General features: G+C 57.6%; 15 protein-coding genes. 7 read left to right on the top strand and 8 right to left on the bottom strand.

Going from position 1 to position 13,658, the window contains the following annotated elements:
- Positions 1–20 precede the first annotated feature (20 nt).
- The 5 genes from modA (at position 21) to AC2TAD_RS18415 (ending at position 3,636) form a co-directional block, all read left to right on the top strand.
- The gene (modA, locus tag AC2TAD_RS18435) at positions 21–800 is read left to right on the top strand and encodes a molybdate ABC transporter substrate-binding protein (protein ID WP_480869391.1); all 780 of its coding nucleotides are present in this window, start codon (positions 21–23) and stop codon (positions 798–800) included.
- 3 nt (positions 801–803) lie between these two features.
- Positions 804–1,496, top strand: coding sequence for a molybdate ABC transporter permease subunit (gene modB, locus AC2TAD_RS18430; protein ID WP_480483500.1), 693 nt, complete (start codon positions 804–806; stop codon positions 1,494–1,496).
- Positions 1,493–2,590, top strand: a complete 1,098-nt coding sequence (gene modC / locus AC2TAD_RS18425; RefSeq protein WP_480869389.1) for a molybdenum ABC transporter ATP-binding protein — start codon at positions 1,493–1,495, stop codon at positions 2,588–2,590. The genes modB and modC overlap by 4 nt, the downstream gene beginning before the upstream one ends.
- Before the next feature lie 84 nt (positions 2,591–2,674).
- Positions 2,675–3,082, top strand: coding sequence for a hypothetical protein (locus tag AC2TAD_RS18420; protein WP_480869387.1), 408 nt, complete (start codon positions 2,675–2,677; stop codon positions 3,080–3,082).
- Between the two features lie 140 nt (positions 3,083–3,222).
- Positions 3,223–3,636 (top strand): hypothetical protein, encoded by a 414-nt coding sequence (locus AC2TAD_RS18415; protein ID WP_480869385.1) that lies wholly within the window; start codon positions 3,223–3,225, stop codon positions 3,634–3,636.
- On the opposite strand, the gene hemF is transcribed toward AC2TAD_RS18415, so the two are convergent.
- The 4 genes from hemF to clpS are packed head-to-tail and all read right to left on the bottom strand — an operon-like array spanning position 3,637 to position 6,692.
- A complete protein-coding gene (gene hemF / locus AC2TAD_RS18410; RefSeq protein ID WP_480869383.1) occupies positions 3,637–4,521 on the bottom strand; it encodes an oxygen-dependent coproporphyrinogen oxidase in 885 nt (294 codons plus the stop codon).
- A 4-nt stretch (positions 4,522–4,525) separates the two neighbouring features.
- Positions 4,526–5,323, bottom strand: a complete 798-nt coding sequence (locus AC2TAD_RS18405; protein ID WP_170356805.1) for an SDR family NAD(P)-dependent oxidoreductase — start codon at positions 5,321–5,323, stop codon at positions 4,526–4,528.
- Between the two features lie 37 nt (positions 5,324–5,360).
- Positions 5,361–6,326, bottom strand: a complete 966-nt coding sequence (locus AC2TAD_RS18400; RefSeq protein WP_170751414.1) for a class I SAM-dependent methyltransferase — start codon at positions 6,324–6,326, stop codon at positions 5,361–5,363.
- A 24-nt stretch (positions 6,327–6,350) separates the two neighbouring features.
- Positions 6,351–6,692, bottom strand: a complete 342-nt coding sequence (clpS, locus tag AC2TAD_RS18395) for an ATP-dependent Clp protease adapter ClpS (RefSeq protein WP_170356801.1) — start codon at positions 6,690–6,692, stop codon at positions 6,351–6,353.
- Between the two features lie 93 nt (positions 6,693–6,785).
- On the opposite strand from clpS, the gene AC2TAD_RS18390 reads away from it, so the two are divergent.
- Together AC2TAD_RS18390 and AC2TAD_RS18385 are read left to right on the top strand one after the other, a co-directional pair.
- Positions 6,786–7,487 (top strand): HAD family hydrolase, encoded by a 702-nt coding sequence (locus tag AC2TAD_RS18390; RefSeq protein WP_480869380.1) that lies wholly within the window; start codon positions 6,786–6,788, stop codon positions 7,485–7,487.
- A gap of 281 nt (positions 7,488–7,768) precedes the next feature.
- Positions 7,769–9,145: a D-alanyl-D-alanine carboxypeptidase family protein gene (locus tag AC2TAD_RS18385; protein WP_480869378.1), complete on the top strand. Its 1,377-nt coding sequence runs from the start codon at positions 7,769–7,771 to the stop codon at positions 9,143–9,145.
- A gap of 150 nt (positions 9,146–9,295) precedes the next feature.
- Here the strand turns inward: AC2TAD_RS18385 and AC2TAD_RS18380 are convergent, their stop codons facing one another.
- The 4 genes from AC2TAD_RS18380 to AC2TAD_RS18365 form a co-directional block, all read right to left on the bottom strand.
- On the bottom strand, positions 9,296–10,543 hold the full coding sequence (locus tag AC2TAD_RS18380; protein ID WP_480869376.1) for a hypothetical protein: 1,248 nt from the start codon (positions 10,541–10,543) through the stop codon (positions 9,296–9,298).
- A 150-nt stretch (positions 10,544–10,693) separates the two neighbouring features.
- The gene (locus AC2TAD_RS18375) at positions 10,694–11,455 is read right to left on the bottom strand and encodes a LamB/YcsF family protein (RefSeq protein WP_480869374.1); all 762 of its coding nucleotides are present in this window, start codon (positions 11,453–11,455) and stop codon (positions 10,694–10,696) included.
- A gap of 13 nt (positions 11,456–11,468) precedes the next feature.
- On the bottom strand, positions 11,469–12,467 hold the full coding sequence (locus AC2TAD_RS18370; RefSeq protein ID WP_480869372.1) for a 5-oxoprolinase subunit C family protein: 999 nt from the start codon (positions 12,465–12,467) through the stop codon (positions 11,469–11,471).
- Positions 12,464–13,219 (bottom strand): 5-oxoprolinase subunit B family protein, encoded by a 756-nt coding sequence (locus AC2TAD_RS18365; RefSeq protein ID WP_480869370.1) that lies wholly within the window; start codon positions 13,217–13,219, stop codon positions 12,464–12,466. The genes AC2TAD_RS18370 and AC2TAD_RS18365 overlap by 4 nt, the downstream gene beginning before the upstream one ends.
- Positions 13,220–13,658 lie beyond the last annotated feature (439 nt).

Below are 13,658 nucleotides of genomic sequence, written 5' to 3'. Positions count from 1 at the left end.
CCCCGAGGGGCGGGAATGAGATGATCCTGTCACGTCTGCTTCGTGTATTTCTTGCGGCCATCACTCTGGCTATGTTTACACTGGCTCCGCTGCGCGCGGGGGCAGACGGCGTATTGGTTTTTGCAGCAGCCAGTCTGAAGAATGCTCTGGACGAGATCGCTCCGGCGTTTGAGGCACAGACCGGACAAGAGATCACGGTTTCCTATGCGGCTTCCTCGGTTCTGGCGCGTCAGATTCAGCTGGGCGCACCGGCGGATGTGTTCATTTCGGCGAATGTCGAATGGATGGATGTCCTGCAGGGCAAGGGCCTGATCGAAGCAAATAAGCGGGTCGATCTGCTGGGCAATGGGCTGGTTCTCATTGGCGGTACCTCGGCCCCCGACATGCACGAGGTGACCCCCGAAACCGATCTGGCGGGGGCTTTGGCCGGTGGGCATCTGGCCATGGCATTGGTCGATGCTGTACCCGCTGGGATCTATGGCAAGGCGGCGCTGCGCAGTCTGGACCTGTGGGATAGTGTTCAGGGGCAAGTGGCGCAAACCGACAATGTGCGTGCAGCGCTTGCTCTGGTTGCGGCAGGAGCAGCCCCCTTCGGCATTGTATACCGATCGGACGCCGTGGTCGAAGACCGCGTTCGCGTACTCGCTGAGTTTTCGTCTGATTTGCACCCTGCGATCATCTATCCGGCTGGTGTGACAACGTCTGCCCGACCAGAGGCACTTGCTTTTTTGGAGCATCTGCAATCGCCCGAAGCGCAAGAAATCTTTGAAAGGCAGGGCTTTTCCCTGCCGGAGCAATAAGCGATGGGATGGTTGGGTCCCGAAGAGCTTGAGGCCCTGAGGCTGTCATTGCGCGTATCCTTTTGGGCCACGCTGGTAACTTTGCCCTTTGGAGTTTTCACTGCTTATGCATTGGCCCGCTGGCGATTTCCGGGACGACAGGTCTTGAACGGGCTCGTGCACTTACCCTTGATCCTGCCGCCGGTAGTCACTGGCTACCTCCTCTTGCTGACCTTTGGCATTCAGGGGCCGTTGGGTCGCGCCCTGTCCGAAGTCGGAATTGTGTTCGCATTCCGTTGGACCGGTGCAGCGCTAGCGGCGGGGATCATGGCATTCCCTTTAATGGTGCGCGCGATCCGGCTGTCGATCGAAGCGGTGGACCCCAAGCTAGAGCAGGCTGGGGCTACATTGGGGGCTTCGCGCATTATGGTGTTTGCGACCGTCACTCTGCCGATGATCCTGCCGGGCGTTATCGCCGGGGCTATTCTGGCCTTTGCCAAGGCGATGGGCGAATTCGGCGCCACCATTACCTTCGTGTCCAATATCCCCGGGCAGACCCAAACGCTGCCGTCAGCGGTCTACGCCTTTCTTCAGGTTCCCGGCGGTGAAGCGGCCGCCACGCGGCTGGTTGTTATATCGGTCGTTATCGCCCTAAGCGCGCTTTTACTGTCAGAGTTCATAGCCCGCCGTGTCGCAGCAAGAGTGGCCGGGTCATGAGCCTTTCTGTCCGATTGCAGCATGATCTGCCCAACATCAAACTCGATCTCAATTTTGACGCACCGTCCGGCGTGACTGTTCTGTTCGGACGCTCGGGCTCGGGTAAGACGACGGTTGTCAATGCCGTCGCTGGATTGCTCAAACCGACTTCGGGCCGTGTTGCGGTTGATGGATGGGAGCTGTTCGACACCGAGAAACATCTGTGGCTTCCGCCGCACAAGCGGCGTTTGGGCTATGTCTTTCAAGAGGGACGGCTGTTCCCCCACCTGACGGTGCGCCAAAACCTGTCATACGGCCGTTGGTTCGCGCCCAAGGGCGCGCCGCGCGAGAACCCCGACAAGGTGATCGAGATGTTGGGGATCGGCCATCTGCTGGACCGCCGTCCTGCTGGCCTTTCCGGGGGCGAGAAACAGCGCGTGGCGATTGGCCGGGCCTTGCTGGCCAGCCCGCGCCTGATTTTGGCCGATGAGCCGCTGGCGGCGCTGGACGATGCGCGCAAGGCCGAGATCCTGCCCTATTTCGAACGCCTCAGGGATGAGGTTTCGGTGCCCATTCTGTACGTCACACACTCTGCCGCCGAGGTGGCGCGCCTCGCGACGTCGGTTGTGGCGTTGCAAGACGGAAAGGCAGTGCGCCACGGGCCAGCCTCAGAAGTTCTGGCCGACCCATCGGTTGCGCCTGCGGGTATTCGCGCGGTCGGTGCGGTACTGCAAGTGCGGGTCGCCAAGCACCATTCCGATGGTCTGACCGAGTTGAGCGCGGGCGGGACAAGCCTGTTCCTGCCGCGTATTCCGCATCAGATTGGCGATGAACTTCGAATCCGTATCCCCGCCCAAGAGGTCATCTTGTCCAACAAACGGCCCGAGGGTTTGTCGGCGCTGAATATGCTGGAAGGTACGGTTGACACCATTCGCGCGGGCGAAGGTCCGGGGGCGATCGTTTCAGTGAAAACTCCGGCGGGATCTGTTCTTGCTCGCATCACTCGCCGTTCGGTCGACGCGCTGGGCCTGCAACCGGGCCAGCTTTGCTATGCTGTGATCAAGACGGTTGCGCTGGCTCCACAGAATGTGGGCGGGCGTGTGCTTAGCGAATAGCGCGTTGTGGTGCAGGAACTTTACTAGACTGTGATGTTGTCTATGCTTTGTTCTGCGGTGTTTATTGTGAAAGGGTAAGGGATTATGTGGTTTCGGAAAATGCCTGCCATTGCGGCGATTGTATTGTTGCCAGGGGTCGCTCAGGCGATCGGTTTCGGAGTGAATCTTAATCCTGCGGTCCGGGTTGACGTGGCGGACAAAGGCAATGGGATCTACGAGGTATCAACCCGAGGGACCACGGCGCCGGTCGCGTATTGGTGCGGTATTGGGGATTATGCGATCCGAACACTCAGAACCAAGGCGACCCAGCGGATTTACATCACGCGTGCCTATGAAAAACAAACCCGGTCGGTTCAGTTTTCCCTGACCGCACCAGAAGGCGTCGATACCACTCCGGGATATTCGGTCACGGTCAAACGTGTGGGCGAGAACCTGTCGGCGGGGTCCGCGCAGACCTATTGCTATGACAATTTCCTCGATTTCGGATTCTGAGGGCCTGAACGCTCTGCTGGGATTCATCACGACTGAATGACGCTTTTGTGTTTTGCCAGCGCTTTGCGGTTCAACAACGCTGCGTAGTCAAGGGATGCGGCCAATGAGGGCTGCTGTGACTTGCGCAGAGGTAATCGACCGTGAAACTCTTTAAATGTATGCCTTTAGCTTTGGCGCTGCTTCTCGGTGCGGAAGCTCAGGCGGATCAGCCGGGTATTGGTATATTCCCCACCTTTCAAGTTCACGTGACGCCATTACAAACGGGCAATTTTGAAGTTAACGTGGTCGGGTCATCAGTTGCGTTGGCGTATTGGTGCGGGATTGGGGACTATGCGATTAGGACACTGGGAACTGAGTCGACCCGGCGTATCTATCTTTCAAAACCATATGAGCCGGGTATTCGAACCGTAGAGTTTTCCCTGGACCCGCAAGTTGAGCCCGACACGACATCCAAACATTCAATCACCGTGAAGTATGTGGGCGAAAATTACTCGGCATCCAAGGCTGAAAGCTATTGTTACGACGCTGTTCTGGATATCAGGATGAAGAAGTAATCACACCCATTTCGCCATGGGCGGCAGGCTCATCAGCACGGCATCCGGGTCGTGGCCGGTTTCCAGCCCGAACTTGGTGCCGCGGTCATAGACAAGGTTGTATTCCGCATAAAGGCCGCGATGCACCAGCTGCTTGGTCTTGTCCGCATCGCCAAAGCCCTGCACCCGGCGCTTTTCGACCAAGGGCAGGAAGGCGGGCAAAAAGGCGCGGCCGATATCCTGCGTCAGTGCGAAATCGGCGCTCCAGTCGCCGGTACAGTAGTCATCCATGAAGATGCCGCCCACACCGCGCGCGCGTTTGCGGTGCGGGATGTAGAAATACTCATCCGCCCAATCCTTGAGGCGCGGGTAATGCGCCGGCCCATGCGGGTCTAGATGCGCCTTTTGCGTGGCGTGGAAATGGGCGGTGTCGTCGTCATATTCGATACACGGGTTCAGGTCAGACCCGCCGCCGAACCACCACGCATGAGGGGTCCAGAACATACGGGTATTCATATGCACCGCTGGCACGTGCGGGTTCTGCATATGCGCCACCAGTGAAATGCCCGAGGCCCAGAAGCGCGGGTCTTCGGTCATGCCCGGAATGCCTTTGCGCGCAGCCATAGCATGCTGCGCGCGATCGCCCAGCGTGCCGTAAACGGTCGAGATATTGACGCCCACTTTCTCAAACACGCGCCCGCCGCGCATCACCGACATCAAACCGCCGCCCGCATCTGATCCGTCGTCTGATTGGCGGGTGGTTTCCTTCACTTCGAAGCGGCCGGGGGTGGCGTCGGAAAACGGCCCAGTGTCGTGGCTGTCTTCCAGGGCTTCGAACGCAGTTACGATCTGGTCGCGCAGGGTGCGGAACCACGCGGAGGCGGTGGATTTTTCGGTGTCAAACATGGGGTCAGTGCGCCGGTGCTGCGACGGGGTCCAGCAGGGTGCGACCTCCGTCAATGGTCAGGATTTGCCCGGTGATGAAACCTGCCGCGTCCGAGGCCAGAAACTGCGCCGTCTCGGTCAGTTCGGTGGGGGCGGCAATGCGGGCCAACGGGGTGTGCTTTTCGATATCGTCTCGGAAATCGCGGTTTTCCTTGAGCGTTGACTGCAACGAGGCGCTCATGACCGAACCCAGCGCGATCGAGTTCACGCGGATGCGGTGCGGGGCGAAAGCCACGGCCAGTGACCGCGTCATCTGATCCAGCGCAGCGGTCGAGACGGAATAGGCCATCAGATCCGGATGTGTTCGACGTGCGGCTATCGAAGACAGGTTGATAATCGATCCGGCAGGGCCGTCTCCTTCTCCGGATTGTTTGATCATGCGTTTGGCGACAGCCTGGCTGAGACGCAGGGCTGGCATCAAATTCTGATTCAGCAGGGTCTTGACCGAGTCGTCATCTGTATCCAACGGATCGGACGGGATAACCTGCCGCGACCCGTTGATCAGGATATCCACCTGATCAAAGGCGTCTATCGTGGCGGAAAGCAGGTTTGCGATGGTTAGCTTTTCCCGTAAATCGCCCGCGAAAAAGCGGATATTGCTGTCGTCGGCTTGCTCGCCCAACTCGTCGGTCAGCCGCTTTTCATCCATGTCGGCAAACATCACATTGGCACCCGCATCCGCGAAGTGCCGCCCAATGGCCAACCCGACGCCATTGGCGCCACCGGTGACGATGGCGGTCTTGCCTGCTATGGAAAAGGACATGCGTTGTCTCCCTGAGTTGCGCGCAGATTAACCGGGATCACCGCCGAGGGCGAGAGGCATGGAACACCTTGAACCGGTTGTCGCCAGTGACTTCGTCGACGCGCGAGAAAGCTTCGTTCAGCGTGGTTTCGTAAGGCAGGTGGCGGTTGGCCACCATCCACAGCTCACCATGTTTTGCCAGATTACGTGCGGCGGATCGAATAAAGCCCTGACCCAGCGCGGGGTCTGCGCTGCGCGAAGTGTGAAAGGGCGGGTTCATAACGACCGCGTCCAGCCCCTCGGGTGCGCGCCACGTTACCGCGTCGGCCCAGTGAAAAGTCGCCCGGTCATCGGTGATATTGGTCTTGGCACAAGTCAGGGCGATGTGGTCGGCCTCAACCAAGTATAGGGCGCGTAACCCCTGTTTTTGCAACACGTTGGCAGACAGATACCCCCAGCCCGCACCCAGATCCGCCACCCGTGCGCCCAATTTTGCGGGCAGGACGCCCAGCAACAGGGCCGAGGCCGGGTCCACTCCGTCCGCCGAAAACACACCGGGCGCGGTCGTAAACCCGTCCACCATTTGCCCATGGGGCGCGGCCCAGTCGGCGAAAGCCTCTGGATCAGAGGCAAACCAGAAGATTTTGCCATGCGCTTTGGAAATTGGCCCTTCGACCGGCACACGCTTTCGGATGTCCTTCAGCAGGCTGTCCACCCCATCGGTTTTGGCCCCGTCCACCACAACCGTACCCTTGGCGCGCAGGCAGGCTTGTTGAACAAGGCTGCGGGCCAAAGCTTTTGCGCGGGGCAGGAATATCACCGCATCCTGGCATGGATCACGGGTCTCGGGGATAACGTCAAAACCTTGTGCCGCGAAATGATCATGGAACGGTTTGAAGGGCTGTACCACCTGCGTATCGCGAGGCAGTTGGGACAGGTCATGGGCTGGTGTCGGCCCGATCACCGTCAGCGGCTGTGACAGCGAAAGGCCGCTGTTCAGGGCAAGATCAAGGCGAGGGGACATACGCGTTCGTTGGAAGAGCAGACGCTACTCTTCGCGTTCCATTGTGCATTGCAGGGGGTGCTGGTGTCGGCGAGCAAAGTCCATCACCTGACCCACTTTGGTCTCGGCGATCTCGTGGCTGAATACGCCAACCACGGCGACGCCTTTCTTGTGCACGGTCAGCATGATCTCGAACGCTTCGGCGTGGGTCATGCCGAAAAAGCGCTCCAGCACGTGCACAACGAACTCCATCGGGGTGTAGTCGTCATTCAGCAGCAGTACCTTGTAGAGCGGCGGGCGCTTGGTTTTAGGGCGCGTTTGAATTAGGACGGACGAGTCGCCGTCGTCGTCCGAATTGTCAGACATCATCCAAGGGTTTTCAAACATTGCGCGCAAAAGTCCGATTCAGGCTTCGGTTTATCTGAGCTGTTATATAACGTCCTAGGGGCCAGAGAAAAGAGCCAGCAGGACGTAATCGCAATGGAAGACAAGCTGACCATCGTTGGGTTCGATGCTGATGACACGTTGTGGCACAACGAACGGTTCTTTCAACTGACGCAGGCGTATTTCGCCGATCTGCTGGCGGACCATGCCGATCGGGATCATCTGATGGATCGTCTGCTTGCTGCAGAAAGACGCAACATTCGGCACTATGGGTATGGAATCAAAGGCTTCATTCTGTCGATGATTGAAACCGCGATCGAGGTCACCAAAGATCGTGTCCCGGCTTCGGTCATTCGTCAGTTGATCGACGCGGGGCAAGAGATGTTGGCCCATCCGATCGAACTACTGCCCCATGCCCGCGAAGCGGTCGAAGCAGTCGGAGCGACCCACAAGGTTGTGCTGATCACCAAAGGCGACCTGATTGATCAAGAAAGGAAGCTGGCGCAATCTGGTTTGGGCGAGCTTTTTGACGAGGTCGAGATCGTTTCGGAAAAAACGGCTGGAACCTATCATGAAATATTTGCGCGCCATGGAACCGGCCCTACCCAAGCGATGATGGTTGGCAATTCGATGCGATCCGACGTAGTGGCTCCGATCGAGGCTGGCTGCTGGGGGGTCTATGTCCCCCATGGGCTGGTCTGGGAGATCGAAAAAGCCGAAGTCCCCACGCGTTCGAACCGGTATAAGGAATTGCGGGATCTGGGTGAGTTAGCGAGCCTTGTTCGCACGCTTGCATGATGTTGCCGAATGGTCCCAGTTACAAAAAATTGAATAGGCTCTGTGCAGCGGCACCAAATCAGAGGACGATTTAGTGGGTGAGGTGTGCAAGTCGACCATATGTTGCGGGTGACTGCGCGCCGAAAGAAAGATCGAATTTACCAGCTTTCGGTTTATTTCGGACGTCCTCTGTGTTAGCCTTACGGGTAATATAATAAATTAATTGCTGACCGGGAAAACCCGGCGGCCCGAGGTAGACAGAGGCAAAGATCGTGCAGGTTCGGCGGACAGTTCCGGCCCGAATGGGCTTATTTCTTATAGCATTCGTATGGCTGCTTTCTTTTGCGCCGTTGCAATCGGTTGCCGCGCCCTATGCGGCGATGGTGATTGACGCGCGCACGGGTGAGGTTTTGCACTCGCGCAACGCAGATACCCGACTTCACCCGGCTTCTCTGACCAAGATGATGACGCTCTATATTGCGTTCGAGGCCGTCCGGAATGGTGAGATCGAGTTGGATACGCAAGTACGTATCACCAAAGCAGCTGCGGCAGAGCCTCCGTCCAAGCTGGGGTTGCGCTCGGGTCAGCGGATTGCGTTCCGGTACCTGATCCGCGCGGCCGCCGTGAAATCCGCCAATGACGCGGCGACCGCCATCGGGATTGCCATCAGTGGATCCGAGGCCGCGTTTGCCCGCCGTATGACGCGCACCGCTAAAGCCATGGGTATGAGCCGCACAACCTTCAAGAATGCGCATGGATTGACCGAGTCCGGCCACTTGTCGACTGCACGGGACATGACGACGCTGGGGCGGCATCTCCTGTATGACTATCCGCAGTATTACAACCTGTTTTCACGTCAATCGACTCATGCAGGGATCAAAACGGTTCCGAACACCAACCGCCGCCTTTTGGCCGCCTATAAGGGTGCCGATGGGATCAAGACAGGATACACACGAGCGGCGGGCTTCAATCTGGTAGCCTCGGCCAAGCGTAAGGATGAGCGGATCATCGCGACCGTCTTCGGCGGAAAATCCGGCGCATCGCGCAATGCCAAAGTGGCTGAGTTGCTGGATATGGGCTTCCGTCGCGCTCCATCCCGTGCGCCTATCCGTAAACCTGCCCGTCCGGCTTACGCTGGAAATGTGGGCCTGAATGCGCAGGTCGCGCGCCTAACCACTGCGCCAACGGCCAGCCTGCGGCCCGTTTTGCGCCGCGCAGCTGCAGTTCAAGTCGCCGGAACAGTTGCCGCAGCAGCGGCAAAAGACGAGAGCAGAATTCAGGATGGAATCGCTGCGGCAATCGCAGCGGCTGATATCCAGACCCCGGATGACGGAACGGTACGCCCGGCGCCTCGTCCAAGTGATCTGGTTCTGGCGTCGACCAACCCAGCTGCTCAGCCAGAGCCGGAAAGGGAAATTGTCACCCGTCTTTCTACCTCGGGCGGGCATCTTTGGGGCGTAAATGTAGGTCGCTATACTACGCGATACGAGGCCGAGAAGGTGCTGCTGAAAACCGCTTTGGCCGAAATGACCACTTTGGAAGGAACCTTGCGCAAGGTGAATCAAAGTTCACGAGGTTTCGATGCGACGTTCCAGGGCATGACCCGCGAACAGGCCGACCTGGCTTGCCGCAGGTTGCAGGCCCGAAATGTCACCTGTTTCATGATCGGGCCGTCATAAGACCCGACATTCTCTCTCCTGATTGGATGGGGCTGCGAGGGAACTCGCAGCCTTTTTTTCGGCGTTGGGCTAACGTGAGAACATCCCGCGACGCGTTTGCCATTTTCGGGACATTCGTGTCCCAGAGCGTTTCGGAGATGCTTGCAGGCTTTAGTCGAACACGTGACCGTGCTGGTACTGCTCGTCCTGACCGGCGGCGGCGGTTAACGCGGCGACATTGTCCTTGGTGAAAAAGCCATCATATTTGTGGCAGCGTTCAATGTATTCCGTGATCAGCAGCGTGTTTTTTGAGTGTTTTGAGAATATCTGCTTGAGGTTCGGATCGTCTTTGCACTCGCCTACTACATGGGCCAGAAACGGCACGCCTTTGTCTTTGAGGGTGTTTACCACGAAATCCACATTCTTTTCACCCGCGCCATGATCGCCATCCTGAATCTCGACCGCCATGTGATGCAGGCGACGGCCGAAATTCCGGACAAAATCCTCGGTCGGCATTGGCAGTTTGGCAAAGGAATTCACGAAGGACGGCGTGTTGTTGGCGGTGAACACTTTGGCAGGTGATTTCTTGTCGTCATCTACGTTTGGGTTTCGGTTCACATTGGTGGACGAATTCATGTCGAAGATGTTGTACGCGCCCCAGAAATAGTAGGGCACCATCGTCAGGAACTCGAGGATCGCGTCCTCGCGTTCTCCGGCAAGAACACGCGTGGCGAGGTGATCAATACCTAGCATGAGCGGTGCGATATTGCTGTCAGCCCCAAACGCGGCAGCCTGATTCAGACGAGCTTGCTCACTGTCGCTCAATAGAACACGGTCGCCCAGACCGAGGCTATCCGTGTCGTTGAAGTCCAGATTGGAATAGCCAACCCGATTACAGGTGAAATCCGAAGGTGTAGTGAACTGAAAACCCTGCAGCGTGTAGAACGTATTTTCTGTGTCGCCTGAATACTCGAACCGAATATTCTGATCCTCCAGCGTTTGCGTCAGCGCGGTTAGGTCCGACGCGCCGAAGACCTCTCCGACATATCGGGTTTGCGGAGTCTTTCGAGCCAGCGGATACATGCGGTTGATGCGGGGAATAAAGTCTTCGAAAGCGGGGCTGAGCGGTGCCATCACGATCAGGGCAGGGTAGTCGGAATGTGAATGCAGGACCGAAAATTTATGCGTGCGCCCCAGATAGCTGGCTGTGTGGCGATAGGGCGTCATTACGTAAAGCTCGACCAGTGTGTCAAACAGCGCATCGGATTCGACCTGTATCACGATGGCCTTCATCGCCCCGACCAGATCGGCAACGCCCGAGCTGGCGCGGCGTTCGTAGATTTTTGGCAAATACTCGTTGAAAAAGTCCGAGTTTTTCTTGTCGCCGCGGGGTTCGTAGGACATCAGATCAAAAGACATAAAGCTATCTCCTTGCTCCTGCGCTTTGCAGGTGGTGCAGGGTGTTGCCGGGATTGTGGCACTCAGAACATGAACTTGTGGTCATGCTAGGGGCTGAACCTGACCCCGGCAACACCAACGGTATACGCGTGCTGTCTTAAGCCAATCTGATCAGCGGATGAATTTCGTCACATCGACCCCGCCAGTGATCAGGTTTTCCCGCACCGAAGCTGCGATTTGTACCGCCGTTGGGCCGTCCCCGTGCAGACATATTGTGTCGATCGAGGTTTCCAGTCGTTTGCCGGATTCAGTGATGATGGCCCTTTCGCGCACCATTTTCAGGATGCGTGGCCCGGCAAGTTCAGGGTCGTGAATGACTGCTCCGGGCAGGCTTCGATCCACCAGCGTTCCGTCGTCATTGTAAGCGCGGTCGGCAAAGATCTCTCCGACCCATTTGCAGCCAAGGTCGCGTACAGCTTCTTCCTGTTTGGTGACGGCCAGCACCATGATGATGATATCGGGATCCACGTCCAGCGCGCCCTGATAACACGCTCGTGCCATATCCACGTCGACCGAGCACATGTTGGCCAACGCGCCGTGTAGTTTAAGGTGCCGGACCTGCGTTCCAACCGCCTTGGCCATACCCAAAGCTGCCCCCAATTGATACCGCACCAGATTGCGCAGGGACGCATGAGGGATTTTCATATTTCTGCGGCCAAAGCCCTGCAGATCGGGAAAGCCGGGATGTGCGCCGATACCGACGCCGTTTTCAGCGGCCATCTTCATCGTCTGCGCCATCACATCCCAATCACCCGCGTGAAAGCCACAAGCGATATTGGCCGAGGTGATGATCCTCAGCAGACTATCGTCATCGCCCATCTTCCAGGGGCCAAAGCTTTCCCCCATATCGGCATTCAGATCGACGCTGGGCATCGGCAAAACTCCTTTAGTCGGTGGCAGAGATCATTCCGTCGATCAATTGGTAGGACAACAGGTCCGGGATGTCATGGGGATTGCGCACCAGCGGTTCGATCTGACCGTTTAGCCGGATCAGGTCAGCCGAGTGGCGGGCCTGTCGCGTCGCAGCCTCCTCAAGCGTCACGAATTCGAACCGAATTTCAGCTCCCGCTGGCGTTTGTGCCGCCCGAGGGATGTCGCAAGGCAAGACCGTGGCGATACGTGGGTAACCCCCAGTGGTCTGGCATTCCGGCAGCAGGATAAAGGGGTTTCCAGTGCCGGTCATTTGGATGTCGCCGGGTGTGATGATCTCGGACAGGATATTAAGCTGCCCTTTTGCCGCAAATCCGGGTCCGTCGCTTTCCAATTGCATCCCCATGCGGTTGGCCCTTGCACCGCGCGTAAAGCTGGTGGCGGCAAACCGGTCCAGAGTACTTTGATCGAACAGGGATGTCTGAAAACTGGCGACTAAATGCAAAAGTCCGCCCGAGAACCTGTCCTCTGGTCTTAACTTCCAACCAGCACGCCCCGCGCCCTTGGGGCTATTCAGTATGTCATCTTGCTGAACAACTCGCCCAATCTTTGCGGTCAGATGCGTTGAGCGGGACCCCAAAAATTCTGGCACGTCTATACCGCCACCAAGATGAAGGTAGCCATAGCTGCCACGTAGCGCAGCTCCGATCACCAATCGTTGCCCGGCCTCGATCTGATGAGAGGCATTCCACGGCACGGGACTTCCATCAATACTGGCCTGCATCGGTGCGCCAGTGAGGGCAAAACATGTGCTTTGGGTCGCTTCGAACTCTCCACCCATGCCCGCCATTTCCAACGCTGCAAGTTCCGGACTCTGGTCCAACAGCGCAGCCCCTTCGTGCAGGGCAAGGATGTCAGCAGCCCCGGATCTGGACAAACCTTGATCCAGATATCCAATACGTCCCTGGTCCTGAATTGTGCAGGCTGGGCCGATGCGCAGAACGGTCAGAGTCACTGCTTGATCTCCTGACAAGTTGCGCCGCCCGTGCCGTCGGCGTTGTTTGCGCGGATATCCTCCAGCGCGTCTCGGGAAATCGGCACGAACTGCATTTCGTCGCCGGGGCGCAGGGCAAAGCTGTGATCTGCTTCGGGGCGAAAGCATCGGAACGCGGTTTGGCCGACATGCCTCCATCCCGTCGGAGTTGGTCCTGAAAAAAGTACAAACTGCGATATTGCCAGAACCAGCGCGCCCTCGGGCACCATCGGGGTTAAATCCTGAAGTCGGGGTATGTTAAACTCGGGTCCAAGCGGGCCCAGATATGGCTGCCCCGGCGCGAACCCAATCGTCAGGACGCGGACGCGAGTTTCCGACAGGCGACGGATAGCTTCCTCGACGCTTAACCCTGCGGCGTTTGCCGCGTCGCCAAGCTGGGGTGCAAGCTCACCACCGTATACTGTTGGAACGCGCCAGAACCTGCGTCCCATGGGCATGGGCGCAGAGTACCAGTCTTGGTGGCCCAAAGCCCCGCGTACCCTGGCATCGAGGTCGGCATGTGACAAACGTTTGGTATCGAACCGTATATAAGCGGATGCCAAAGTGGCCGAGGTTTCAAGTACGCCTTCCCAGTTTTCGCTGTCGATGAGATCGCGAAACGCCAAGGCTGCCCGGTTCGAGGATTCTTCCATTGTGTCACCAAAGGAAACCAGCAAACCGTCGTATCCGACGGTGCGCACGCGCGGGAATTTATGATCGGGCACTTGGGTCATGGAATTTCGTCAATTCAGCTTGGTTGCCGTGACCTGACCGCATCCGCAGTTGATACGCAAGCATTTGAGCGCGTAGATCCACTTTTGACACGCTGTGGCTTCCGGAATCCTGCTTTTGCGCCGCAGGTTTCGACTCGCAAAGAGACGCACGAGTCGAGAGCTTCTAGTATCTGTCTGCTTACTGCTCACTATATATAGGGCTTTGTTCGCCCCGCCTTGTTGTCATCCAATACCTTGGGCTGTTGTTCGACGCTGAATTGGAGGGAAATGACGTCGATGGCTGGTGATTAGATCTTTGTTTTCAAATGACAAAACAAAATAATGCAAAAAAAATGGAATTTTTCAAATTTTCTGCTTGCGGCTTTGTGGGGTAGACCTTAGAACCCCCTTCACCGGCGCTGCTGAGGCGGTGCTGGGGCGCTGGAGACGGTGCTGACGG

Source organism: Ruegeria sp. HKCCD7628, assembly GCF_057221005.1.
This window is presented reverse-complemented; position numbering and strand designations above follow the sequence as displayed.

Coding starts and splice junctions, on each gene's coding strand:
- modA (WP_480869391.1), top strand. CDS start 21: ATGATCCTGTCACGTCTGCTTCGTGTATTTCTTGCGGCCATCACTCTG.
- AC2TAD_RS18375 (WP_480869374.1), bottom strand. CDS start 11,455: ATGCCCAGCGTCGATCTGAATGCCGATATGGGGGAAAGCTTTGGCCCC.
- AC2TAD_RS18365 (WP_480869370.1), bottom strand. CDS start 13,219: ATGACCCAAGTGCCCGATCATAAATTCCCGCGCGTGCGCACCGTCGGA.
- modB (WP_480483500.1), top strand. CDS start 804: ATGGGATGGTTGGGTCCCGAAGAGCTTGAGGCCCTGAGGCTGTCATTG.
- AC2TAD_RS18405 (WP_170356805.1), bottom strand. CDS start 5,323: ATGTCCTTTTCCATAGCAGGCAAGACCGCCATCGTCACCGGTGGCGCC.
- AC2TAD_RS18385 (WP_480869378.1), top strand. CDS start 7,769: ATGGGCTTATTTCTTATAGCATTCGTATGGCTGCTTTCTTTTGCGCCG.
- hemF (WP_480869383.1), bottom strand. CDS start 4,521: ATGTTTGACACCGAAAAATCCACCGCCTCCGCGTGGTTCCGCACCCTG.
- clpS (WP_170356801.1), bottom strand. CDS start 6,692: ATGTTTGAAAACCCTTGGATGATGTCTGACAATTCGGACGACGACGGC.
- AC2TAD_RS18420 (WP_480869387.1), top strand. CDS start 2,675: ATGTGGTTTCGGAAAATGCCTGCCATTGCGGCGATTGTATTGTTGCCA.
- AC2TAD_RS18380 (WP_480869376.1), bottom strand. CDS start 10,543: ATGTCTTTTGATCTGATGTCCTACGAACCCCGCGGCGACAAGAAAAAC.
- AC2TAD_RS18400 (WP_170751414.1), bottom strand. CDS start 6,326: ATGTCCCCTCGCCTTGATCTTGCCCTGAACAGCGGCCTTTCGCTGTCA.
- modC (WP_480869389.1), top strand. CDS start 1,493: ATGAGCCTTTCTGTCCGATTGCAGCATGATCTGCCCAACATCAAACTC.
- AC2TAD_RS18390 (WP_480869380.1), top strand. CDS start 6,786: ATGGAAGACAAGCTGACCATCGTTGGGTTCGATGCTGATGACACGTTG.